Source organism: Halomonas sp. AOP7-B1-5 (assembly GCF_052353045.1).
Taxonomy (GTDB): domain Bacteria; phylum Pseudomonadota; class Gammaproteobacteria; order Pseudomonadales; family Halomonadaceae; genus Vreelandella; species Vreelandella colorata.
On record NZ_JBQTDC010000002.1, the window covers coordinates 66,784 to 90,343 of the forward strand.

General features: G+C 57.4%; 13 protein-coding genes. 2 read left to right on the forward strand and 11 right to left on the reverse strand.

What is annotated here, in order from left to right; genetic code table 11:
• The first annotated feature begins 68 nt into the window (after positions 1–68).
• On the forward strand, positions 69–662 hold the full coding sequence (locus ACT3XD_RS01585) for a GNAT family N-acetyltransferase (RefSeq protein WP_192537766.1): 594 nt from the start codon (positions 69–71) through the stop codon (positions 660–662).
• Positions 663–755: 93 nt separating this feature from the next.
• Here ACT3XD_RS01585 and glgB read toward each other — a convergent pair whose 3' ends face one another.
• The 9 genes from glgB to glgA all read right to left on the reverse strand — a co-directional run bounded on the left by glgB (position 756) and on the right by glgA (position 19,915).
• Positions 756–2,963: a 1,4-alpha-glucan branching protein GlgB gene (glgB, locus tag ACT3XD_RS01590; protein ID WP_192537765.1), complete on the reverse strand. Its 2,208-nt coding sequence runs from the start codon at positions 2,961–2,963 to the stop codon at positions 756–758.
• A complete protein-coding gene (gene treS, locus ACT3XD_RS01595) occupies positions 2,956–6,309 on the reverse strand; it encodes a maltose alpha-D-glucosyltransferase (protein ID WP_192537764.1) in 3,354 nt (1,117 codons plus the stop codon). Before treS ends, glgB begins: the two co-directional genes overlap by 8 nt.
• A gap of 97 nt (positions 6,310–6,406) precedes the next feature.
• Complete coding sequence (locus tag ACT3XD_RS01600) at positions 6,407–8,446, reverse strand: alpha-1,4-glucan--maltose-1-phosphate maltosyltransferase (protein WP_192537763.1); 2,040 nt, start codon at positions 8,444–8,446, stop codon at positions 6,407–6,409.
• 58 nt (positions 8,447–8,504) lie between these two features.
• The gene (gene glgX / locus ACT3XD_RS01605) at positions 8,505–10,721 is read right to left on the reverse strand and encodes a glycogen debranching protein GlgX (RefSeq protein ID WP_225736123.1); all 2,217 of its coding nucleotides are present in this window, start codon (positions 10,719–10,721) and stop codon (positions 8,505–8,507) included.
• 45 nt (positions 10,722–10,766) lie between these two features.
• Positions 10,767–11,381 carry a DUF2934 domain-containing protein gene (locus ACT3XD_RS01610; protein WP_192537762.1) on the reverse strand — a complete coding sequence of 205 codons (615 nt, stop codon included), beginning with the start codon at positions 11,379–11,381 and terminating at the stop codon, positions 10,767–10,769.
• A gap of 17 nt (positions 11,382–11,398) precedes the next feature.
• A complete protein-coding gene (gene treY, locus ACT3XD_RS01615) occupies positions 11,399–14,233 on the reverse strand; it encodes a malto-oligosyltrehalose synthase (protein ID WP_192537761.1) in 2,835 nt (944 codons plus the stop codon).
• Positions 14,226–16,367: a 4-alpha-glucanotransferase gene (gene malQ / locus ACT3XD_RS01620; RefSeq protein ID WP_192537760.1), complete on the reverse strand. Its 2,142-nt coding sequence runs from the start codon at positions 16,365–16,367 to the stop codon at positions 14,226–14,228. Before malQ ends, treY begins: the two co-directional genes overlap by 8 nt.
• Positions 16,364–18,208, reverse strand: coding sequence for a malto-oligosyltrehalose trehalohydrolase (gene treZ, locus ACT3XD_RS01625; protein ID WP_192537759.1), 1,845 nt, complete (start codon positions 18,206–18,208; stop codon positions 16,364–16,366). The genes malQ and treZ overlap by 4 nt, the downstream gene beginning before the upstream one ends.
• A 15-nt stretch (positions 18,209–18,223) precedes the next feature.
• Positions 18,224–19,915 (reverse strand): glycogen synthase GlgA, encoded by a 1,692-nt coding sequence (gene glgA, locus ACT3XD_RS01630; RefSeq protein ID WP_192537758.1) that lies wholly within the window; start codon positions 19,913–19,915, stop codon positions 18,224–18,226.
• A 115-nt stretch (positions 19,916–20,030) separates the two neighbouring features.
• On the opposite strand from glgA, the gene ACT3XD_RS01635 reads away from it, so the two are divergent.
• On the forward strand, positions 20,031–20,975 hold the full coding sequence (locus ACT3XD_RS01635; RefSeq protein WP_101147219.1) for an IS5 family transposase: 945 nt from the start codon (positions 20,031–20,033) through the stop codon (positions 20,973–20,975).
• A 640-nt stretch (positions 20,976–21,615) separates the two neighbouring features.
• On the opposite strand, the gene ACT3XD_RS01640 is transcribed toward ACT3XD_RS01635, so the two are convergent.
• Together ACT3XD_RS01640 and ACT3XD_RS01645 are read right to left on the reverse strand one after the other, a co-directional pair.
• Positions 21,616–22,548, reverse strand: coding sequence for a lysine exporter LysO family protein (locus tag ACT3XD_RS01640; RefSeq protein WP_192536929.1), 933 nt, complete (start codon positions 22,546–22,548; stop codon positions 21,616–21,618).
• Positions 22,549–23,283: a hypothetical protein gene (locus ACT3XD_RS01645; protein ID WP_192536930.1), complete on the reverse strand. Its 735-nt coding sequence runs from the start codon at positions 23,281–23,283 to the stop codon at positions 22,549–22,551.
• Positions 23,284–23,560: the final 277 nt, after the last annotated feature.

The following is a 23,560-nucleotide window of genomic DNA, read 5'->3' on the forward strand; positions in this document are numbered from 1 at the left end:
TTACCAACGGTTAATGCGATGCTAATGGGATTATTGAGCGTTAGGATTACGACAGGGGAACAGTGACCATGTTTATTAAAGAGCAGCAGCTGGAAGGCGAACATATAGTTCTTGAACATTTGCACTCAGGGCACATCGAGCCACTACAGCAGGCAGTTGCCGAGGGGGAAGCGTGGAAAATCTGGTACGCCAGTGTGCCTCAACCGGATGAAATAGGCGCCTATGTTGAACGCGCGATAGAAGATGCGAAAACGGGCAATATTGCCTACGCCGTGCGCCATAAAATAAGTGGTGATATTGTCGGCACCACGCGATTTTATCAGGTCGATGCCCCTAACCGACGCGCGATGCTCGGCTATACGTGGTATTCGCAGTCGGTTCGGCGTACGGCCGTGAATACCGAGTGCAAGTTTCTGATGCTGCAGAATCTATTTGAAGCCTCAGAGGCGGTGGCGGTCGAGCTGCGTACACATTTCTTTAATCAGGCATCGCGCCAGGCGATTGAACGTCTAGGGGCCAAACAGGATGGCATTCTGCGTAGCCATCAGATCATGCGTGACGGTTCGCTACGCGACACCGTGGTGTATTCGATTATTGCCTCGGAATGGCCTGCCGTGCGCATGCATCTAAACAGCAAGCTAGAAAGCTATCGCACACCCTGATTTCAGCCGTAATTTATCCGCGTCTTGAAGAAAAAAGCCCCTGACGCGATAAAGCGTCAGGGGCTTTGGGGCCTTAATTTACAAAGGCTGAGCCTAAAGCGCTCCAGCGGGGCGCAGCAACAGTACCGCCAGCGGCGGCAGGGTTAGCTCAAGGCTGGCGCTTTGGCCGTGCAGCGGGGCATCTTTTGCGGTGATGCGCCCCAGATTACCCATATTGGAGCCGCCATAGCATTCGGCATCGCTGTTCAGGCACTCTTCCCAACTGCCCGCCATCGGCACGCCCAAGCGGTAACCCTCGCGGGGAATCGGCGTCATGTTGGCAACCACCAGCAGCGGCTCGCCTGTGGTACTCCAGCGCAGCCAGGCAAATACGCTGTTGGTTTCGTCATTGCCCACCACCCAGGTAAACCCTTGAGGCTCGCTATCGCATTCGTGCAGCGCGGGTAGCTCCTTGTAGCAGCGGTTGAGATCACCCAGCAGCCGTTGAATACCGGCATGGCGAGGCTCGGCAAGCAGTGACCAGTCCAGCTCCCGGTCATGGTTCCACTCACGCCACTGACCAAACTCGCAGCCCATAAACAAAAGCTTCTTGCCAGGCTGCGACCACATGATGGAAAGGTAGGCGCGCAGGTTGGCAAACTGCTGCCACTCGTCGCCGGGCATCTTGCCGATCAAGGAACCCTTGCCGTGTACCACCTCGTCGTGGGAAATCGGCAAGACGTAATGCTCGGAAAAGGCATAGACCATGGGGAAGGTCATTTCGTGATGCGAGTAGGCGCGATAGACCGGATCTTTAGAGATGTACTCCAGCGTGTCGTGCATCCAGCCCATGTTCCACTTGTAAGCAAAACCCAACCCGCCTTTCTCGGTCGGCTGGGTGACGCCGGGCCAGGCGGTGGATTCCTCGGCGATGACCTCATTGAGATGGCGCAGAAAATCGATGGTCTCGAGATTCTCCTGGCCGCCGTGGCGGTTAGGGATCCACTCGCCTTCGTTGCGCGAGTAGTTGCGATACAGCATCGAGGCCACGGCATCCACACGCAGGGCATCGATATGGAAATGTTTCAGCCAGTGCAGTGCTGAGGCCAGCATGAAACCGTGCACTTCGCGTCGGCCCAGATTGTAGATATAGGTGTTCCAGTCCTGATGAAACCCCTCGAAAGGATGCTCGTACTCATACAGGGCGGTGCCGTCAAAGCGGGCAAGGCCATGCGGGTCGGTAGGGAAATGCGCAGGCACCCAGTCGAGTATTACGCCGAGCCCGGCGCGGTGGCATTCATCAACGAAATAAGCGAAGTCGGCAGGCGTGCCGAAACGCGCGCTGGGGGCAAACTGGCTGAGCGGCTGGTAGCCCCAGGAGCCGCCGAAAGGGTGCTCCATGATGGGTAAAAGCTCAACGTGGGTGAACCCCATATCGAGCACATAAGGGATCAGGTGCGTGGCCATATCGCGCCAGCTGTAGAGCTCGCCATTGTCGCCGCCATGCTTGCGCCACGAGGCCGCATGCACTTCGTAGATACTGATGGGGCGTGATACGGCGTGCGCCTTTCCGCGGCTGGCGATCCACTCATCGTCATGCCAGACAAAGGGCGTGGTATCGGCCACCACCGAGGCGGTGCTGGGTGGTGCTTCGGTCGCCAGGGCGATAGGGTCGGCGCGCAGGCCGAGCGTACCCTGGGGCTCGAGAATCTCGTATTTATACGATTCTCCTGGCCCAAGCCGTGGCACGAACAGCTCCCATACCCCGGCTGGGTGGCGCAGGCGCATGACATGGCGTCGCCCGTCCCAGCTGTTGAAGTTACCGACCACCGATACCCGCCGCGCATTGGGTGCCCAAACGGCGAAGCGCACACCCTGCACGCCTTCCACCGTCATGGGCTGCGCGCCCAGGCAGTGCCCCAGGTTGCGGTGATTACCTTCGCCGAGCAGGTAAAGATCCATTTCCCCCAGCAGTAAGCCAAAGCTGTAAGGGTCCTCGGTTATCTGCTCGCCCTGCGGCCAACGAATACGCAGCCGGTAAGGGGCGCTGTGAGACAACCGGGCGGCGAATAGCCCGGGAATCTGCATACTCGTCAGGCAGCTGCGTAAGGTATCGTCTTCACGGTCGAGAACATCCACCCCCACGGCGCCGGGCATAAAGACCCGCAGAAACGGGCCTTTGGCATCGCTATGCAGGCCGAGCAGCGAGAAGGGGTCACGATGAGTACCCTGTATCAATGCATTGGCGTCGTCATCGGTCAGCCACAAGGTACGATCTACCGTGAGGCTTGACGTGGGTCTGGTGTGCATCACCTCATTCATGTGGCTCTCCCGGGCTTAGTTGTTCGACAAGTGCTGCCAGACCGCGCAGCGGTACACCCAGCCAAGCGGGGCGGTTGGCGGCTTCATAGGCAATTTCGTAGGCGGTCTTTTCGAGCACGAACAGATCGACCGCCGCCGCAGCGCCGTTAGCCTGTTTCCATTCGTGAGGAAGATCCAGGGTGGCCTGCCAGTAGGCATTCAGAAATACCTGGCGCCCTCTAAGCAGGTACTGCTCTACCACATCGTGGCTAGCGCGCGTGTGGGTATCCGCGCTTTCGCTGCCACCGGACTGAGCCTCTTCAATCTTGGCATAGGCGTAGTCGAAGGAGCGCAGCATGCCGGCCACATCACGCAGCGGGCTATCCTTGGCGCGCCGCTCTTCAAGGGGGCGGGCAGGCTCGCCTTCAAAGTCGATGATATAGGCATCGTCATGGGCAACCAGTACCTGGCCAAGATGCAGATCGCCGTGGATACGTGTGATGAGGCTACCCTCGGCAAGGTCCGCCATATATTCAATGGAGGTCAGAAGGGTATCGCGCTGCGCCAGAACGCTTGCGGCAATCTGCTGTTCGGCTTCATCGGCAGCGCCAATGTGGCGTTCAAGTAGCTCAAGCGCTTCTTCAACACGCTGAGTTACACGCTGTTTCCAGTGCGCGACATGGCTGGAGTCGGCTACCTCGGTCATGAACGCCGGTTCATTGCTGGGCATTGCCAGCACCATATGCAGCTCGCCCAGCCGCTGCCCCAGCGTGGCGGCAAACGCTTCCAGCTCTTCGAATGCACCGTAATGGGATTCATCGCGAGCAAACTCGCGGCCCTGATGATCATCCGCCAGCGCTTCACGAATGGCGCGCTCAAGTGTCGCGCGGGTCCATGACCAGGCATCGCCCTGGTTATCGATAAAGCCCTGCAGAATCATCAGCGTCTGCGGTGTGCCCTGTTCATCGATCTGAGTTACTTCGCCAAGCAGCGGCGCGGTGTTGATAAAGCCCCGCTCGGTCAGGTAACGGCCGATCTCGGCTTCCGGGTGAACGCCGGACTCCAGGCGACGAAACAGCTTGAGCACCAGTTGATGATTGATCACCACTGAGCTATTGGACTGCTCGGCGCCCTGCTGGGCAATCTCCGGGTGCTCGGGCAGCGAAAGCTCGATAAGCTCCGGCGTCGGCAGGAAGTGGATAGCGCCTTTCGAGCTTGGCAGCACGATTGCCTGCCGCAGGGCGTCAAGAACGGCCAGCGTAAACGCATCCAGGGTGAACGCATCGGTAAGCAGGCCAACTTCATGGAAGCGACGTACCCGGGCCATGGCAAGCTGTTGGGCAAGAGGGCTGCTTTGCTCATCCTCACCCAGGAATGCCAGGGGTAACTGGTAACGCTCGCTGCCTTGGGCATGGGTGATTTCCAGCTCGCTGAATAGCAGGGTATGGCCGCTGTGCTCAAGGCTTGCCAGCGAGTTCAGGTGGATATCCTCGATACGTGCCTGCTTGGACGCGAACCAGCGCCGCTTGGGCAAGTAATGGGGCAGCGTTTCATGTTCAAGCAGTTGCCTTGATGAACCTGCAAAAATCTCCTCAAGGCGCTTTTTGATAATCAAGGTGACGTAATCCGGCATCGGCTCGGGTACCGGCGTATGCCACTCGGGCATGGCGGTTGCCGGGGCCAGCAGGAACCAGAAAAAACCGTAGGGTGGGAGCGTCAGCAGGTAAGGTAGGCTGCCCACCGGCGGAAAGGCACTGCCGCCGACCATTTCTACGGGCACTTGGCCTGCGAACGCCGAAAGATCCAGCTCCACCGCTTGGGCGGTGCTGGCGACGTTCGCCACGCAGAGCAGTGTTTCCGTCTCGCCATTGTCGAGGGTCATCTCGCGCAGGTAAGCCAGAATATGCCGGTTGGCTGGGTAGAGTGGCCGCATGGTGCCGCGGCTGAAGGCGCGGTGCTGACTGCGCACGACGAGCAGCCGGCGCTGGTTATTGAGCAGTGAGTGCGGATCGCGCACTTGCGCCTCGACATTGACGGTCTGATAGCCATACAGCGGGTCCATGACCGGTGGCAGAACCAAGCTCGCCGGATCGGCACGCGAGAAGCCCCCATTACGGTCGACCGACCACTGCATAGGAGTGCGTACACCGTCACGGTCGCCAAGGTAAATATTGTCGCCCATGCCGATCTCGTCGCCGTAATACAGCACCGGCGTGCCCGGCATGGAAAGCAGTAGGCTATTGAGCAGTTCAACACGCCGCCGGTCACGCTCCAATAGCGGCGCCAGGCGTCGACGAATACCCAGGTTAATGCGTGCCCGACGATCCGCCGCGTAATGGTTCCACAGATAGTCGCGTTCCTTGTCGGTGACCATTTCAAGCGTCAGCTCGTCATGGTTACGTAAAAAGATCGCCCACTGACAGGTGGCGGGAATTTCCGGCGTCTGGCGCAGAATATCGGTGATCGGGAAGCGGTCTTCCTGGGCGAGTGCCATGTACATGCGCGGCATCAGGGGGAAGTGGAATGCCATGTGGCACTCGTCGCCATCGCCGAAGTAGGGCCGGGTATCTTCAGGCCACTGGTTGGCTTCGGCAAGCAGCATGCGGTCGGGGTAGCGCTCGTCGAGCACCGCACGGATCTTCTTGAGCACCACGTGGGTTTCGGGCAGGTTTTCGTTGTTGGTGCCTTCGCGCTCGACCAGGTAGGGAATCGCATCCAGACGCAGACCATCCACGCCCATATCGAGCCAGTACTCCATGACCTTGATGATTTCATCAAGCACGACGGGGTTATCAAAGTTGAGATCCGGCTGGTGGGAGTAGAAACGGTGCCAGAAATAAGCGCCAGCCACCGGGTCCCAGGTCCAGTTGGAGGATTCGGTATCCAGGAAGATGATGCGCGTGCCGGTGTACGCCTGGTCGGTATCTGACCAAACATAAAAGTCCCTTTCTGGCGACCCTGCAGGGGCATGTCTGGCGCGTTGAAACCATTCGTGCTGGTCGGAGGTGTGGTTGATGACCAGCTCGGTAATCACGCGCAGCCCGCGCTGGTGTGCCTCCTTGATGAAGCGCTTGGCATCCTCCAGCGTGCCGTAGTCGGGGCTGACACCGGTGTATTCGGCAATATCATAGCCGTCATCGCGACGCGGTGACGGGTAGAAGGGCAATATCCAGATCGTGTTCACGCCGAGGCTTACGATATAGTCGAGCTTCTGGATCAGGCCTTCAAAATCGCCGATGCCATCGTCGTTGGCATCAAAGAACGACTTCACATGTACCTGGTAAATCACCGCGTCCTTGTACCAGAGCGGATCATCCAGAAAATTCAGGGCCTCGACAGCGTGTGTTTCACTGCTGGCATCCATCATGGGCTTGCTCTCCCTGCTTTGATCGGTGTAAACGAATCAACCGGCGCCTTCATGAACGGCTCACCGTTGAGCACACTACAAATACATTGCCTAACTTTTAATGAACTGGATGAAGGCGCCAGATGGCGAACGGCATGACGGCAGGGTCGAGCCGCACCGATTGCCATTGGCCTTGCCACGTCCAGCGTCTGCCACTCATCAGGTCCTCCACGTGCAACGCTGCCTCTTCGGGTAGGCCGAACAGTGCCAAAGGCAACTCGAACGTGCCTTCCTGAGGTTCGAAAGGGTCAAGATTAACGGCGACAAGAATGACGTTATCGAGCGACTCGGTGGCCTTGGTAAAGAGCAGCAAACGGTCGTTGTGTACCGTGTGGAAGGTCACGCCCAGGTGGGTATGCAGTGCCGGGTTTTCGCGCCGAAGCCGGTTAAGCTGGGTAATTTCGTAGACGATATTGCCGGGGGCGCTGTAATCACGCGGACGAATCTCGTATTTTTCAGAGTCGAGATACTCCTCCTTGCCCGGCACCGGCGCGCCTTCACAAAGCTCAAACCCTGAGTACATGCCCCATAAGCCTGAGCCCATCGTGGCAAGTGCTGCGCGAATCAGAAAACCGGCCCGCCCGGAAGACTGCAGAAAGTAGGGGTTGATATCCGGCGTGTTGACGAAGAAGTTCGGCCGGTAACCATCGCGCAGCGGCGCCTCGTTCAACTGGGTGAAATATTCTGTCAGCTCAGCCTTGGTATGGCGCCAGGTAAAATAGGTATAGCTCTGGGTAAACCCCAGCTTGCCCAGGCGCAGCATCATGGGTGGGCGCGTGAAGGCTTCGGCCAGAAAAATCACATCAGGATCCCGCCTGCGAATATCACCGATCAGCCACTCCCAGAAGGGTAGCGGCTTGGTATGCGGGTTATCGACACGAAAGATTTTCACGCCTTCATCGACCCAGCCCTGAACCACATCGCGCAGTTCAGTCCACAGTTCAGGCACAGCATCCTGGGCGTAGAAATCGACGTTGACGATATCCTGGTACTTCTTGGGCGGATTCTCGGCGTAGCGGATCGAACCGTCGGGCCGCCAGGAGAACCAGCCGGGGTGCTCCCTGAGCCACGGGTGATCTGGCGAGCACTGGATGGCGAAATCAAGCGCTATTTCCAGGCCATGCTCGCCTGCCACGCGCACCAGCTCGCAAAAATCCTCGCGGGTACCCAGCTCTGGGTGAATGGCCTCGTGCCCACCTTCATCGCTGCCTATCGCGTAGGGGCTGCCGGGATCTTCTGGCCCGGCATCCAGGCTATTGTTGGGCCCTTTGCGATGCTTGCGGCCAATCGGGTGAATGGGCGGGAAATAGAGTACGTCAAAACCCATGTCGCGGATGATGGGGAGCCGCCTGTGAACATCCTTGAATGTGCCGTGACGGTTGGGGTCGTCGGTTTCCGAGCGGGGGAATAGCTCATACCAGCTGGCAAAGCGTGCCTTGAGCCTTTCCACATCTAAAGGATAGCTAACATCGCTTTGCGTGAGGTGCGGGCGTGAGTCCGCTTCGTGCATCAACTGTGCCGTGTCGCTATCCAGCAGCAGCGCAACACGTTCGCTCCCCTGAGGAGCCAGCTGAAACTGTTCATGAAGAGCAGCCAGTGCCTCGTTTAGCGCTGCATTGTTGTTTTCAGAAGCGCGCTCAGCGGCGCGTTCGATCAGTTGCCGGCCCTCTTCGAGTTCGAGGCTGATGGGAACGCCTGCCTGATGCTTCTTGGAAAGCTCATAGCGGTAGGTCGCGTAAATATCCCACCAGGCTTCGATCGTAAACGTGTGGCGGCCCACGCGCGTCGGGGTGAAGCTGCCTTCCCAGACATCCAGCCCCACAGGCTTGGCTGGCTGCATGGGCACGCGCTGCTCACGCCCCTCGTCATCTTGCCAGCACACGGCTGCCGCCAGCACATCGTGGCCGTCAGCGAAAATGGTCGCCTTGACCTGCACCGGCTCGTTAACCACTGCCTTGGCCGCGAAACGTCCGTGGTCAAGGGCGGGCATGACGGATTCAATTGCAATGCGCGGCGCCTGAACCGCTGCGAGAACAGAGTTCTCTTCCTGCTCGTATGCCGGAAGGGAGCGTGAGTCTGGGGTGACAGATGAACTCATTGCATGCATCTCCTTGCAGCGCGGAAATGCCAATGGGCATCTCCGCACTACCTCGTGGCTAGGTGACGGCGTTATCGGGCTGCTGAACCAGCTCCAGCAAGGCCAGCGAACGGCCTTCCATTACATGTTGCTCTCCAAAAGAGCGTTGGCCAAAAGCACGCTGGCCATCAGCATCGTCCTCGGTGGACCAACTGGTATCTAGGCGGCATAGCCAGCCCCCGCCGCTAGGGGCTTCGGGTAAGTGAAACGCCACCGAGTCGTGGTGAGCATTAAAAATCAGCAGTAGGGTAACGTCGGCACCGGCACGGCGAATGCCGCTGGGCTGGGCACGTCCGTCCAGCATCAATCCCAGCGTTCGGGCGTCGGAATCCTCCCAACGCTCAACGCTCATTTCATTGCCGTCCGGAGCCAGCCAAGTCACTTCCTTGAGCCCCATTTCCTCGTTGTATTCACCCGAGAGGAAGCGTCCGCGCCGCAGGATGGGGTAGCGCAGCCGCAGCGCCGTCACTCGGCGCACGTACTCGATCATGGCGTGGGCGTTACCGTCGAGGTTCCAGTCCAGCCAACTGATCTCGTTGTCCTGACAGTAAGCGTTATTGTTGCCCTGCTGGGTGCGCAGCAGTTCGTCGCCCGCCAGCAGCATGGGCGTGCCCTGGGAAAACAGCGTAGTGGCGATAAAGTTACGGATCTGGCGTAACCTTATCGCCTGAATCTCGTCATTATCGCTATGGCCCTCTTCGCCGTGGTTCCACGACAGGTTGTTGCTGTGGCCATCCTGGTTATTCTCGCCGTTGGCCTCGTTATGCTTATCGTTGTAGGCCACCAGATCAAACAGGGTATAGCCGTCGTGGGCCGTAACGAAGTTGACCGAGGCAAACGGTCGCCGGCCGCGGCGCTTGAAGAAATCCGCCGAGCCCATGAGCCGTGTGGCAAGCTCTGGAAGCTTGCCCTCGTCGCCGCGCCAGAAAGAACGCACAGTATCGCGGTAGCGGTCGTTCCACTCCGCCCAGCCCGGCGGGAAGCCTCCCACCTGATAGCCGCCGGGGCCGCAGTCCCAAGGCTCGGCAATCAGTTTGACCTGACTCAGGACAGGATCCTGGCGGCAGGAGTCGAGAAAGCCACCGCCTTCGTCGAAGCCATGAGGCTCGCGCCCGAGGATGGTCGCCAGATCGAAACGGAAGCCGTCAACGCGCATTTCGGTCGCCCAGTAACGCAGAGAGTCGGTGACCATTTGCAGAACGCGCTGATGGCTCAGGTTCAGGGTGTTGCCGGTGCCTGTGTCGTCGATGTAGTAGCGCGGCTCGTCCGGCATCAGGCGGTAGTAGGAGGCGTTGTCGATCCCCTTGAGGGAGAGCGTCGGGCCGAGCTCGTTACCTTCAGCCGTGTGGTTGTAGACCACGTCAAGAATGACTTCCAGGCCTGCAGCATGATAGCGCGCGACCATCTCCTTGAATTCGTTGACGTTGTCGCCGGATAAATAGCGCGAATGAGGGGCGAAGAAACCCAGGGTGTTGTAGCCCCAGTAGTTGTGTAGCCCCTGCTCTTGCAGGTGCTGATCGTCGGCAAACGCGTGAATGGGTAAAAGCTCAACCGACGACACACCCAGCGAGCGGATGTAGTCGACCACATCGTTGACCATCAGCCCGGCGAAGGTGCCGCGTAACGCTTCAGGTACCGACGGATGGCGCATGGTATAACCGCGAACATGGGTTTCGTAGACAATCGTCTTATCCCAGGGGAGCTGTACTCCACGGGCGCGCCCCCAGGTAAAGGCCGGATCGACTACTTTGCACTTCGGCATGAACGCTGCACTGTCACGTTCATCGAAACTCAGGTCGCCATCCGGATGGCCTATGGTGTAACCGAATAGCGCCTCGTCCCACTTGATCTCGCCCACGATCTGTTTGGCGTAAGGGTCGAGCAGCAGCTTGTTGGGGTTGAAGCGGTGGCCCTCTTCGGGTGCGTAAGGTCCATATACACGGTAGCCGTAGAGCTGACCAGGTCGCACGTCAGGCAGGTAGCCGTGCCACACTTCGTCGGTATACTCGGGGAGTTCGATGCGTTCCAGCTCATGCTCGCCCGTTTCATCAAACAGGCACAGCTCGACCCGAGTAGCATGCGCCGAAAATAGCGCGAAATTCACCCCCAGGCCATCCCAGTTGGCGCCCAGAGGAAACGACCATCCTTCATGCACGCGTGAGCGCCGCATGACGCTGGAGGCTTCATCGGTCGCAACGGAGTCATCGCCGTCCCGCGTGGTTTGGCTTGTCTGCATCTCATTCATCCTTGAGCCTTTTGAGTGCTCTTATGCGTGGTCGCTTTACTTCCGATCGCTTGGTTTCTTCGCTTTGGTCGCGGTTTTCTTGGTCACTGTTTTAGTAGGCTCGGACTTTCCTGATCCGGCCGTCTTTTTGGGCTGAGCGCGTGTTGATTTTTTAGCCGGTGGAGGGGCGTCAGCCTCGTCAGTAGCGGTTAGCGCCTCGCTGCTGCGGCGCGGGCGCTGGGCGCGTTTTACGGTGGCCGACTCTTCCGGCATTGGCTCCATTGAGCCGGCTGCCTCGTCGGGTGTAGGTTCCTGGGGCGGGTGGCCACGGTCCTGGACAGGCACGTCCTGCACAGGCACGTCCTGGCCTACCGTTATATCGTCGCGAAAGGGGGCTTCATCGAATGACAGATCGCCATCGGGATCCTCAAGCGGTAGACGGTTCTCCTGAATGCCCATTTCATCCTCTTCCAGAGGCAGGTCATCCTCTAAAATGGGCGCTTCGTCGATGGGTTCGCCCACTTCGTCAAGCTCGGCTTCGTTGCCTGCCGCCTGCTCGGCAGCCACTATCTTGATCGCTCTGTCCCAGTGTTTTTGCTGCTGCCCTTCGGGGCGCCCTTCAGCTTCCCAAATGCTGTAGGCCAATTGACGTACGCGTTCTTCGTCAGTCATCTCAGCTCTCCCTATGCCTATTTCGATAATTCACTGTGTTGATGGAAGGGCGGGGCTTCAGTGCTGCTGTCCGTGTGGTCAGCGTGCAGGAAAACTCCCACGGGTAGCTCAGCAAGCAGGCTGGCAACAGAAATGCCGGCGCTGCCTGCTTCCAGGGTTGCCTCGGTTAAAACGCTTTGCCAGCAACCTGGGGCCGGTTGCAGGCACGTATCCTCCCAGTGCTCTTGTGGAATATGCGGTCTGTCGGTGTTATCCAGCAGGTTGGCGGTGAGTCGAGGGACTACCACCAGTAATTGATAGCCGGTATAGCGGCGGGTAAAGGCCACCACGTGATTGGCACGTTCGCCGTCTGCCATAAGCGGGTGGTAGTCGCCGTGGGCGAACAGCCGCGGATGGCGGTGGCGAAGCTCGAGCAACCGGGCAATCAGTGCTTGTTTTACTCGCCCATCACGCCAGGTGCGCAGGGCGGCTGTAGGTGGCAGCGCCTGATCAAGCCCTGCTTGTCGTAAGCCATAGTCGACTGGGCGGCGGTTATCCGGATCTACCAGGCTGTAGTCCCAGAACTCACTTCCCTGATAAAGATCCGGCACGCCGGGTACGGTTAGGCGCAGTGCCGTTTGTACCAGGCTGTTAATGGCGCCCGGAAGGTCAAGTGTGCGTGCGGTAGCAACAATCGAATCGCGCAGGGGCGCTGTGCTCAGCAACCCTTCTAAAAATGTGCGGCAGGCCGATTCGTAAGCCTCGTCGGGCCACAGCCAGTGGCTGCGCAGTTTGGCTTCGCGCAGGGCTTTTAATTGCCATTCGGCGAGTCGCTGGTTGAAGTGCTCAAGCGCCTCATCGTCCTGCGGATCGAGCGTCGGCGACCAGGCGCCTAGCAAAATCTGATAGAGGATCAGCTCATCGCCCGGTGAAGGCGCAAGCCCCTCGGGTAGCGACTGGCGTAGCGGTGCGGCTATTTTCCGCCAACGCTCTACCTGGCTTGTAAACATCACCACGTGCTCGCTCAGCGCGGCCAGCCGGGAGCGCACATCTTCGCCTCGCTTGTGGTCGTGGGTAGCGGTGGTCACCATTGAGCCTGGGAAGTCGCGGGCACGCCGGGCGTTGGCCTGATGGAAGTGCTCGGCGGAGTGACTAAAGTGCTCACCGTCAAAGCCCACATCGTTACGCGAAATCAGTACCGCGCTGCGATATCCGGCGGTATCTTCCACCGCCTTGGCGGCCACCGGCGAGGTCAGCTGTTGAAAACGGGTAATCGCGCGCTGACGCAGCTGGCGCTCGTTATCCTTGGCGCAATCACTCGGTGCCTCACCGCCTAGCCAGCGCTCAAGCGCTTCAAGAACGCCAATGTCCGGCGGGTTAAGCGCTTGGCGTGCACCCTGCATTGCCTGGGTAAAGAAGGGTTGATCAGCATCGGGGCGGCCGGTGTCATCGGCATAAGTGCGGTAGATAGGGAAGTGGACAATCAACGCTTCCAAGGCGCGGCGAATCGCGGCCAGCGTAATATCACGGCTGCTTAATTGAGCACGCGCGACAGCATGCAGGGCACGGGCGCAGGCCGAAAATTCGCTGGCCAGCAAGGAAGCAAGTATCTCGCGTCTGGCCAGGCGCACTTCGGCAGAAAAATCAGGATTACGACCACTGACTTCATGCCATAGTTGGCGTAGGGGAGCGGCGCTTGCGGGGTCGTGCTGTATTCCCGAGACCTCGTTCATGAATTCATAGCCGCTGGTGCCATCTACGCCCCAGTCAGTATGCAGCGTCTCTCCATCGCCCAGAATCTTTTCTACATACAAGGTGACATTGCGCGGCGCATCTGCCGGGCGTTTTTCCTCTAGCGCATCCAGGTGCTGGCGCAGGCGCAGGCAGTAACCCCGCGGGTCGGCCAGCCCATCAACGTGGTCTATTCGCAGGCCGTCGACCCAGCCTTCCTCGACCAGACGTAATGGCAGGGCGTGTACGGCCTCAAAGACTTTTGGGTCTTCAATGCGTAGCCCGCCCAGTTCGGTCACGTCGAAAAAACGCCGCCAGTTAATCTCATCAGATGCGGTGCGCCACCATGCCAAGCGGTAGTGCTGACGTTCCAGCAAGGCATGAAGCCTAGTAGCAGCATTATTACTTGCACCATTGAACAGTTTCATGACGGCGCTGAGCGACGCCTGGGCCGCGGGTGATTCCAGCACCTTGTTTAACTGGCGACGCGCATCCTGGGTAGACGTGTAAGCGTCTTCGTCTTGCTGTAGGGCTTCAAAAAAAGCCGCTTGCTCATACAGCGCGTTGTGCTCGGAAAAACGCAGTATGTCGCCGTAGTGGCGCGGGTCGATGGGAAAACGGTGCTCGTGATAATCGACGTGAAAGCTTGCCGCCTCGGCGTCGTAGTCCAGCGTCAATTCGCCTGAGTTGAGTACTTCGGCATAGGCGGCGCCAAGAAACGGCACGAGCAGTTTGCCGTTAAGCGTGGGGTCAGCGTTGTTGATATCAGGATGCCAGTCGATATCGAAGAACCCGGCGTAGGGGCTATCGCCACCCCAGGCCAGCACGTCTTGCCACCACAGGTTTTCCGAGCCGCCCACCGCCAGGTGGTTGGGCACAATATCCAGAACCAATCCCATATTGTGGGCGCGCAGCCGGGAAACCAGGCTTTTCAGAGCGGCCTCACCGCCCAGTTCAGAATCGATGCGGGTAGGGTCAACGCCGTCGTAGCCATGTGGGGAGCCCGCGCGCGACGCCTGCAGCGGTGAGGCATAGATATGGCTGATGCCTAAAGCAGCGTAGTAGTCTACCCAGCGTTCGGCGTCTGCCAACGTAAAATCGCGATGAAACTGGAGCCGAAGCGTTGCACGAATCTCATTCATGAGTCGGCCTCCCAAGCAGGGCAGTTTGTGAGGTCGGCTCTTTTAGCTCGCCGCTGCGCGAAAGCGCCAGTGCGCCAAGCCGTTGATGAACTTCATCGGATGCCAGCAGGTCACTGGCATCCGTTGCCCAACGGCGACGCCAGTTGGGGTGTTCCGCCGTGCTGTTGGGCAGGTTGGCCTGCTCTTCAAGCCCCAGAACATCCTCTACCGGCAGTAATACCAAGGGGGCAGAAGTGCCGCCCAGATGGCGGGCACAGGCATCCAGCACCTGCGAGGCGGGAATGTCGGCAGCTTCCAGGGTCTGGGTGGTCGGTTTGCTGCCTAGCAACCCCAGCGTAGTGGCAAGCTTGGCGCGCTCGTGGCGCCGGGCCTGTTGCTCGCTTTCCAGGCTCTGGTCGGCTTTAAACAGACCCAGTCGGTCGCGCCATTCAATATCGCGGCCCGCCCACCAACCCGCCACGGTGGGCAGATCATGGGTCGAGGTGGTGGCCAGCGCATCCGCAGACCACCGGCTAGCGGCAAGATAGTTGCTGTCTTCGTCCTGTTCGAACCACAGCACCTGCATGCCCAATATGCCGCGCGCCGCCAGCTTTTGGCGAAAGCCCGGTGCCACGGTACCAAGGTCCTCGCCAATCACGATGGCGCGATGACGCCAGGACTCCAAAGCCACTAAACGAAGCATGTCGTCGAATGGGTAACGCAGGTAGCCGCCTTCAGTGGCGGGAGCGCCCTGAGGCACCAGCCATAAACGCATCAGGCCGAGTACATGGTCGATACGCAGCCCACCAGCATGCGCAAAGGCACTACGCAGCATATCGATAAAACTACGGAAACCCGAGCGCTTCAGTCCGAATGGCGAGAAGGCGGCCAGCCCCCAGTTTTGCCCCTGGCCGTTAAACAGGTCGGGGGGCGCGCCGATGGAAACGCCTTCCAGCATATCTTCCTGGCGGCTCCACGTTTGGCTACCCGCGGCGTCGGCGCCCACGGCTAAGTCAGCAATTAAGCCTATTGCCATGCCGTTTTCGCGAGTAGCGTACTGGGCGCACGATAGCCCTTCAGCGACTAGCCACTGCAGAAAGACGTGAAAACCTATTTCGTGGGCGCGGGTCTCGGCAAAGCGGGCCACTTCCGGGCTGGCAGGATCGCGAAGGGCTGCCGGCCAGTCACGCCAGTTGCTGGGCCCGAACTCGCGTTGCAGGGCCTCAAAACGGCAGTGATCTTCCAGTAAATCACCCCCCGTCTGACGAAATTTGTGCATTTTCTGGCGCAGGGCTTGAGTAGCTTCATCCTCGCAAGCCATGAAATCATCGTATAGAAAGCGCAGCCAGGAGAGCTTGGCTCGCGCTGCATCCAACCAGTCGAGTAAAGCGTCGGCTTCCAGGCGACGAAGTTCTGCCTGTAGCCCGTTGCGTGCCTGGGCATCGCGAACACGGTCTTCGCCCAATAGCGCCTCCGGCGCGCTATACAGCACATTGTTAAGAAGCCGCGTGGAAGGTGAGTACGGGCTGTAATTATCAGGGTTAGCGCTGAACATGGCGTGTGTGGGGCTAATGGCCAGCGCATCTGCGCCAAGCGTTGCCGCCGGGGCGATAAAGTTCTCCAGCGCCAGGATATCTCCGATACCCCCATCGCCCGTGCGGCGTAGGGCATAAAGCTGGGCGGCCAGACCCCATAATCGGGGCGTGGATTCACCGCTGGCCCCATTAGGGAAGAAACACCGCTGCGGCGCGACGGCCAGGGTCAATTGGGTATCGGCAATGTGCAGCTGGTGATAGCCGATTTCTTCAATGCCGGGCAGCGTGCCGTCGCGGTCGAGCGTGCCCTCTACGCGGCTGCCTTGCTCAAGCATCAATACAAATGCCGTGCCGGGAGCCAGTGGCGATGGCAACGTGATCGGCGTCTCAAGATCAGCGGTGATCAGCGGTGGCCACTCGGCCGGGCTTTCCGGTGCGTTCAGGCGTTTCAGACGCACCAAGCTTTCATCCAATGCCGCTTCACTCTCGTTTGGAAAACCGAGTATTTCCAGCAGGGTGCGCTGAACCGACTCAGACAGCTGACACGGTTCGCCGTCGCTATTTTCCCATTCAAGCAATAATCCGGCCGCTTCAGCGAGCTGGGTAAGTTTATGGTTCATCGGCTTGCCTCACTGTTACCCGGCCCATCCAACAGCCACACGGCAGCAGCCCCCGAGGGCAGGCGGCCACTCTTGGTAGACGCTGCCACTCCTTCACGTGTTTCGTATAAGCACTGCTCAGCGAGCAGCGATTGAGCGTCAGAATTGGTTACGGCAACCGGCTGATGGCTCAGATTGAGCGCTATTACCAGCTGGTAGCCGTCATTCATCTGCCAGCGGGCCAGCACGGCCTTATCGCCGATGGGGTTAGCCCCTAAGGCCCACGCGCCTTGAAGGCGCGGAACGATATGCTGATGGCGGAGGGCCAAAAGCGTGCGATAGCGTTCCAGACAAGCCGTATGGGAAGCCGTTTCGCGGGCGTCAAAGTCGGGAATTGACGCCTCGAAGGTGCTCAGGGCATTAGGGTCCGGTATGCGTTCGCGGGCCTTTTCATCTTGAAATGCGTTGAAGTCGGCAAACTCAGCCCGGCGTCCTGCGCGAACCGCCTGGGCGAGTTCTTCGTTATGCTCAGTGAAAAATAAAAAGGGCTGATTGGCCTCCCACTCTTCGCCCATGAACAGCAAGGGCACCATGGGTGAAAGCAGCAGTAGCGTCGTGGCGGCTGCTAGGGCGTCGGGGTCTGCAAGATGGCTTAGCCGCTCACCAAGAGCGCGGTTACCGGTCTGGTCATGGTTTTGCAGAAACGCCACAAAGGCTGTTGGAGGCAAATGAGCGCTAGACTCGCCGCGGGTATGGCCATGGCGTGTCTGCGCGCCCTGATAGATAAACCCTTCGCTTAAACAGCGTGCCAGCCGGGCCGTGGCATCGTCGACAAAATCGCTGTAGTAGCCCTCGGTTTCACCGGTTAGGAGGACATGAATCACGTTGTGCCAGTCGTCATTCCACTGGGCATTGAACTGCTCAGTATTGAGCAGGCTGGCGGTGTTGCCTTCGTTTTCAAGCACTAGATGAACATGCCGCTCAGGGGCTATCCGGGTGCGTGCGGTTTGTGCCAGCTCGACCAGAAAGTCCTGTTCGCTGATGGCATGCACGGCATCGAAACGCAGGCCATCCAGACGGTACTCCTCAAGCCACATCAAGGCGTTGTCGATAAAGTAGCGGCGCACCTGAGGCTTTCGAAAGTCGATGGCGGGGCCCCAAGGCGTGGCGATATCGTCACGAAAAAACGTGCTGGCATAGCTTGCCAGGTAGTTACCATCAGGGCCGAAGTGGTTATACACCACGTCAAGAAATACCATCAGGCCCAGCCCATGGGCTTCATCGATCAGGGCTTTCAGTTCATCCGGGCTGCCGTAGGAGGCTTCCACTGCGTAGGGCAGCACGCCGTCATAGCCCCAGTTACGCGCGCCGGGGAACTCCGAGACCGGCATTAGCTCGATGGCGGTAATACCCAGCTCAGCAAGGTAGGGAAGGCGTTGATGAACGCCCTCGAAGCCACCCAGCGTGCCAACATGCAGCTCGTAAAGCACCGTTTCATGCCAGGGGCGCCCTTGCCAGCCTTGATTGCGCCACTGGTAATGGTTTGGGTCAATCACTTCGCTAGGCCCGTCGATATCACCAGCCTGAGCGCGGGCAGCAGGGTCAGGTATCAGGCTGCCCTGATCGTCGCCATCACCGAAAACACGGTATCGGTAACGAGCGCCGTGGCCGCAGGCAAGCTCGGCAGAGAGATACCCGTCATCGACCTTTACCATGGTGGCGCTTGGCAGGTCTTCGACTTCGACATCGACCCGGCGCGCGTCCGGCGCCCAGAGTACAAACCGGGTGACTCCTTCCTCGACCACCTGGGCGCCCCATGTGGGCTGAAAAACCGTTTCTCGAAACTGAGTCCTGTCAGACATTCCTTGCCGACTCCTTCAGTGAGATAGCGCTGTTTTATGTCCTGCTTGTAAAGTGTCCGCCTGTTCAAGTGCCTGCTGGTAAAGCTTGCTGTAGGGCACGATGGATTGCTTCCAATGGTAGCGTCCCGTCATGGCGGCGCCGCGCATGGCGTTGAACAGGTCAGTCGACTTATGGACTGCAAAAGCGCGTTGAATCGCTCGCATGTAGCTGCCGAACTGCATGTCGTCGAAAAGAAAACCGGTTACACCATCCTCAATCGTATCGGCAAGCCCGCCGGTGCGGTGGGCGATGGGAAGCGAGCCAAAGCGCTGAGCATACATCTGGCTTAATCCGCAGGGCTCAAAGCGCGACGGCATCAGCAGGAAGTCGCTTCCAGCAAACAGGCAGCGCGCCTGGTATTCGTCAAAACCAATGTAAGCAGCGATAGCGCCTTGAAAACGCATGGCCAGCTCACGCAATGCTTCCTCAACATCCCACTCGCCGCTGCCCATAAACACGATCTGACCACCAGCATCGACAATCGCCTTGGCGGCCTTGATGGTCAGGTCGAGCCCTTTCTGATGAACAAGCCGTGATATCACCACGAACAGTGGGCCTTGGCTCGGCAACAGGCCGAAATGACGGCGGACATGATCGGCATTGGCGCGTTTACCACGCCAGTCGTTGGAGGAGAAGGCCTGAATCAGGTGGCTATCCGTACGCGGGTCCCAAGAGTCATCGATACCGTTGGGGATACCGCTCAGAAGTCCCTGGTCGGCTTTGCAGCGCAGCAGGCCATCAAGACCACAGCCGAATTTAGGCGTAGTGATCTCTTGGGCGTAGGTAGCACTGACCGTCGTGACATGCGAGGCATAGACGATACCTGCCTTCATAAACGAAAGGTCGCCGTAGTACTCGACACCTTCGATATGAAACGCCTCATCGGGGATGCCGAGCGCTTTCAAGCGCGAGGCATTGAAGATGCCTTGATATGCCAGGTTGTGAATCGTGAATACGCTTGGAATGGACTGCCCTTGCCAGTGCATATAGGCCGGCGCCAAACCGCACGCCCAATCATTGAGGTGCAATAGCTGGGGCTGCCAATCGAGATTTGCCTCGCCAAGGGCGATATCGGCCGCTGCCCGGGAGAGTCTGGCAAAGCGGATATCGTTATCCTGCCAGCCTTTATCCTGACCATCGCCATAGCCGCTGGAGCCCATTCCGTAGGGCGTGCCTTCGCGGTCATAAAGCTCGGGGCAGAGCAATACATACAGAATCAGCCCATCCTGGCAGGTGATCTTGCCTATATCACACGCAGGCAAATCGGCGAAGGCGGGCAGGTGGCCTACAGGAATAATGTCATACTCGGATTCAAGTATCTCCCGATAGGCAGGAATCAGCACACGCACATCGTGATGCACCGATAGCGCCCTGGGTAAAGCCGATGAAACATCACCCAATCCACCGACTTTAACGAAATCGGTAATCTCGGTGGTTACAAACAAAATGCGTTGTGGAGAGTCTGGTTTAACTTTATCGTTTTTAGCGATTTTAGTATTATTAAGATCCTTAGTAATACTGTGATCAGGACAATAGTCAGAAATTACTTGATGAGAGATATAAGAAGTTTTGACGGCGGTTAACTTCAAGTGCCTATCAACTTCTTTTTGACTCTCGTCCGGTTCGCTTGTATCGGTAGTAACCTCGCCCAAAGCCACTCCGCCCATGTTCAACCTCCCTGGATTATCATGGTTAATAACGCTTAACTAGGGAAGCTCTGAAAAAGTCACTGCCATCAGCGATAATACGGCTATCGTCAACTGCATAGGATTCAGTGCTGCCATGGATCAAATCACCTTCTCAGAAGCCGAGTACCAGAACAAGAAGCGAAAGACCCGCCGCGAACTCTTTCTGGAGCGGATGGACAAGCTGATCCCCTGGACGCAGTTGGAGAAGAAGGTAGCCCGTTATTACCCCAAGGGCGAGAGCGGGCGGCCTCCGTATCAACTGTCTGCCATGCTCCGCGTCCATTGCATGCAATTGTTTTACAACCTGAGCGATCCGGCCATGGAAGACGCCCTCTACGAGATCGAGTCCATGCGCCAATTCGCCGGTTTGAAACTGGACCGATTGCCGGACGAAACCACGATTCTCAAGTTTCGCCATTTTCTGGAACGCCACGGCCTTGGCAAGGTGCTGTTCCAAGAAGTGAACAACCACCTGGAGAAAAATGGCCTGATGCTGCGCGAAGGGAGCATTGTCGATGCCACTATCATTTCTGCGCCTAGTTCCACCAAAAACAAAAAAGGCGAGCGCGATCCGCAAATGCACCAAACTAAAAAAGGTAGCTCTTGGCACTTTGGCATGAAAATGCACATAGGTGTCGACGATAAGCTTGGGTTGATTCACAGCATTGAGACCACGGCTGCCAATGTCCATGACATTGTGCCTGCCGATAAGCTCCTTCACGGTGAAGAGCAACGCGTCTTCGGTGATGCCGGTTACCTTGGTATTCAAAAACGAGACGAGCACAAGCACCGCAACGATGTCTCTTGGTATATTGCCAAACGGCCTGGCACCCGCAAGCAGCTAGATGCCAGGCGACAGAAAGTCGAAAAAATCAAAGCCAGTATCCGTGCCAAGGTGGAGCACCCCTTTCGGTACATCAAACAAGTTTTTGGTTATGGCAAGGCTCGCTATCGTGGACTGGCCAAAAACACTCAGCGCCTGCACTTGCTGGCGGCGTTCAGCAACCTGCTGATCAGTGAGAAATACCTATGGGAATAGGGCGATTGCGCCCGTTTTCCGCTCAATGAGCGGGAAACGGGCAAAAATACACAAAGAACGGGAGAAGAATGTCTGAATTTTCGATTTTTTCTCGGCTCAAGTGAGCGGTGATGAATATCGGCAGTTATTCAGACCTTCCCTAGATCACTCAGCTTTTCGATGACTTCCCTGTCTATCCTTCGAAACCCCTGACAACAGGCCTCGCAGTGGAAATCTTTATCAAACTACTTTAGTCGAAAAAGCATACGTTGGAGGCATGGCGCTCAACCATAACCTATATCAACTGATGTTTTAGATAATGGTTAAATGGCCTGGATAACGTTTTTAAACGGCCGATTGAATCTAATAAGCTATTATAATGTATGGCGTTTAATATCGATGTTAATGATAGTTAAAATTTTTGATCGGAGTCTGGGTTATCTATTTCTATATTTGTTAAGGAGTTTTAGGGCTTTGTTTTTAATTTATCTTAAAAAGTTTGTTAATTGTTAAGTTTGATCGATAAAGCGTTATATCGTTAAAAACCGAAAGAAGAACAACCCGCTCTGAGGGATTAACAAACCAGAGAGAGAGCTTGCATCACCGTCTTTTGTTAGGCGTTGAGCGCAGTCTTTCATTTTGGCCAATGGAGCCTGTGGCCTTATGCCGACAGGGAGAGAAAGAACAGAATCAGTGGAGGCGAGAGCAGCGAAAGAATAAACCCGCTAACTACCGCAATGGGCACGCAGGCGACGCCGCCGTGCTGTTGAATCACAGGCAGCGTAAAGTCCATTGACGTCGCGCCGCCATAGCCGATGGCAAGGGCGGTGTGTCGATGAATCACCAGCGGAATCAAAATAAACGCCAAGAGCTCACGAGTAAGGTCGTTAAAAAACGCCACGCCGCCCATTAGCGGCCCTAGCTGGTCACCAATTAAAATGGCCGACAGCGAATACCAGCCAAAGCCCGAGGCCATGGCGAGTCCTTCGTTCCAGCTAAGCGAGAGCAAAGGCGCTGCAGCCAACCCCGCCAAAAGAGAGCTAACGGCCAGTGTGACCGCGATAGCAAGCCCTAGCCGATTGAGCAGAATTTGCTTCAGCGGCATGCCGGAATTACGTAGCTGACAGCCAATTAGCACCAATAACGCATACAACACCCACTCGGCCATAAGGTCAGCGGTGGTAAACAGCGCTTCACCTAGAAAGGGGCCCAGCAGAAGGCCTGTTATAACGCCGCCCGCTACTACGGCTAGCAAAAGTAGCGAACCCTGCATGGCGGCAAGCTTGCTAGTTGGAGCATTTTTAACCACCGGTGAATTGCCCGCTTTTAATGCGACCCGACGAGACAGCCACCACAGAGCTCCCAGGTTAAACACCGTAGTAATGCTAAACAGCAGTAATGCATTGCCTCCTAAGCGTGAAAGCTGGCTTGCCAGATTCTCAAGCCCGGCCAGGCTAATCCCCATAAAGAGCAAAATGAGATAAACCGAGCCGCTAACGGCCCGGTTGATAAGTTGCTGCAAATGGTGAGAGCGAACGCGTATTAAATAACCCACTACGAGGGGGAGCAGAACAATCAGTAATCCGGACAGCATCTAGGGTGTGGTGCCCCCTTCGGGAGTAAAGCGGGTAAGCCTAATACGAGTTTGGCGACGTCCTTCTTTTTGATACTCCGCGGAGAGAATCAAACCAGGCCAGTCTGGGTGAAAGTTAATCTCCAAGTGGCGATCAGGCTCCTCTTTATCTATTAAAACCACCTGCTGGGCATCGAATTCACCAGCCGGTACGCTTAACGTGTGGGTTTGGGGGGCGGCATAGTACTGAAAATTCTCATCACGGCCACGGTGGTCCACAAAGTCGAGATCGCAAGGCGCGCTTTGCGTGCAATTCTCATGGCCGGCGCGACGCGATAGATCTACCAGCGCGGCTTGACGGTCTATGGAGAGAATATCCCCTTCATTCAATTGATAGCTATCGCCGACGCCTAGTAGTGAATAACTGCTGCTGTACAGCAGCGAGCGTATTGAGTCATTACTTTCCGAAAAGCGGCTGTACTCCTGTCCGCGCGCAATAGTCACCGAAAAGCTCATGTCGCTTAACCAATGCAGGCCTTCCTGGCTTAGTTTATGGTTAATGGTGGCTCCCGGCCAGCCACGCGTTTCCAGCCGGTATTGGGCTTCGAAAGGCATGAGTTCAGTCAACTCATCGGTTGCTTCTTCGCCCGCGTTTACCTGCAGCGAAAATAGCGACAGGCAGGCGGTGCCTAACAGCGTACTGGCCGATAAAGGAACCATTGAGCCCAAAAAGTGCTTTGAACGGGCTGGTCGCATAGTGACTCTCCTTGTTAGCAAGCGATTGCCCAATAAACCGGGCAGTAGGGTGGTGCGAAAGAGTATTTAATCAATGACCAAGCGGCAGGTTCAGCGCCAGCGCTTAGTCGCTTTGCTCTTTTTCCATGTCTCAATATGTTGGCAAATACGTCTGTCTCGCTTTTCCATAGCCTGACATAACCATATCCGAACGCTATACGCGTCTATCTTAACATCGGTTACGTACTGATTCCTGGCGACAGCCTATTATCTGCCTAAGAAAACGCCGTGCGCCCTC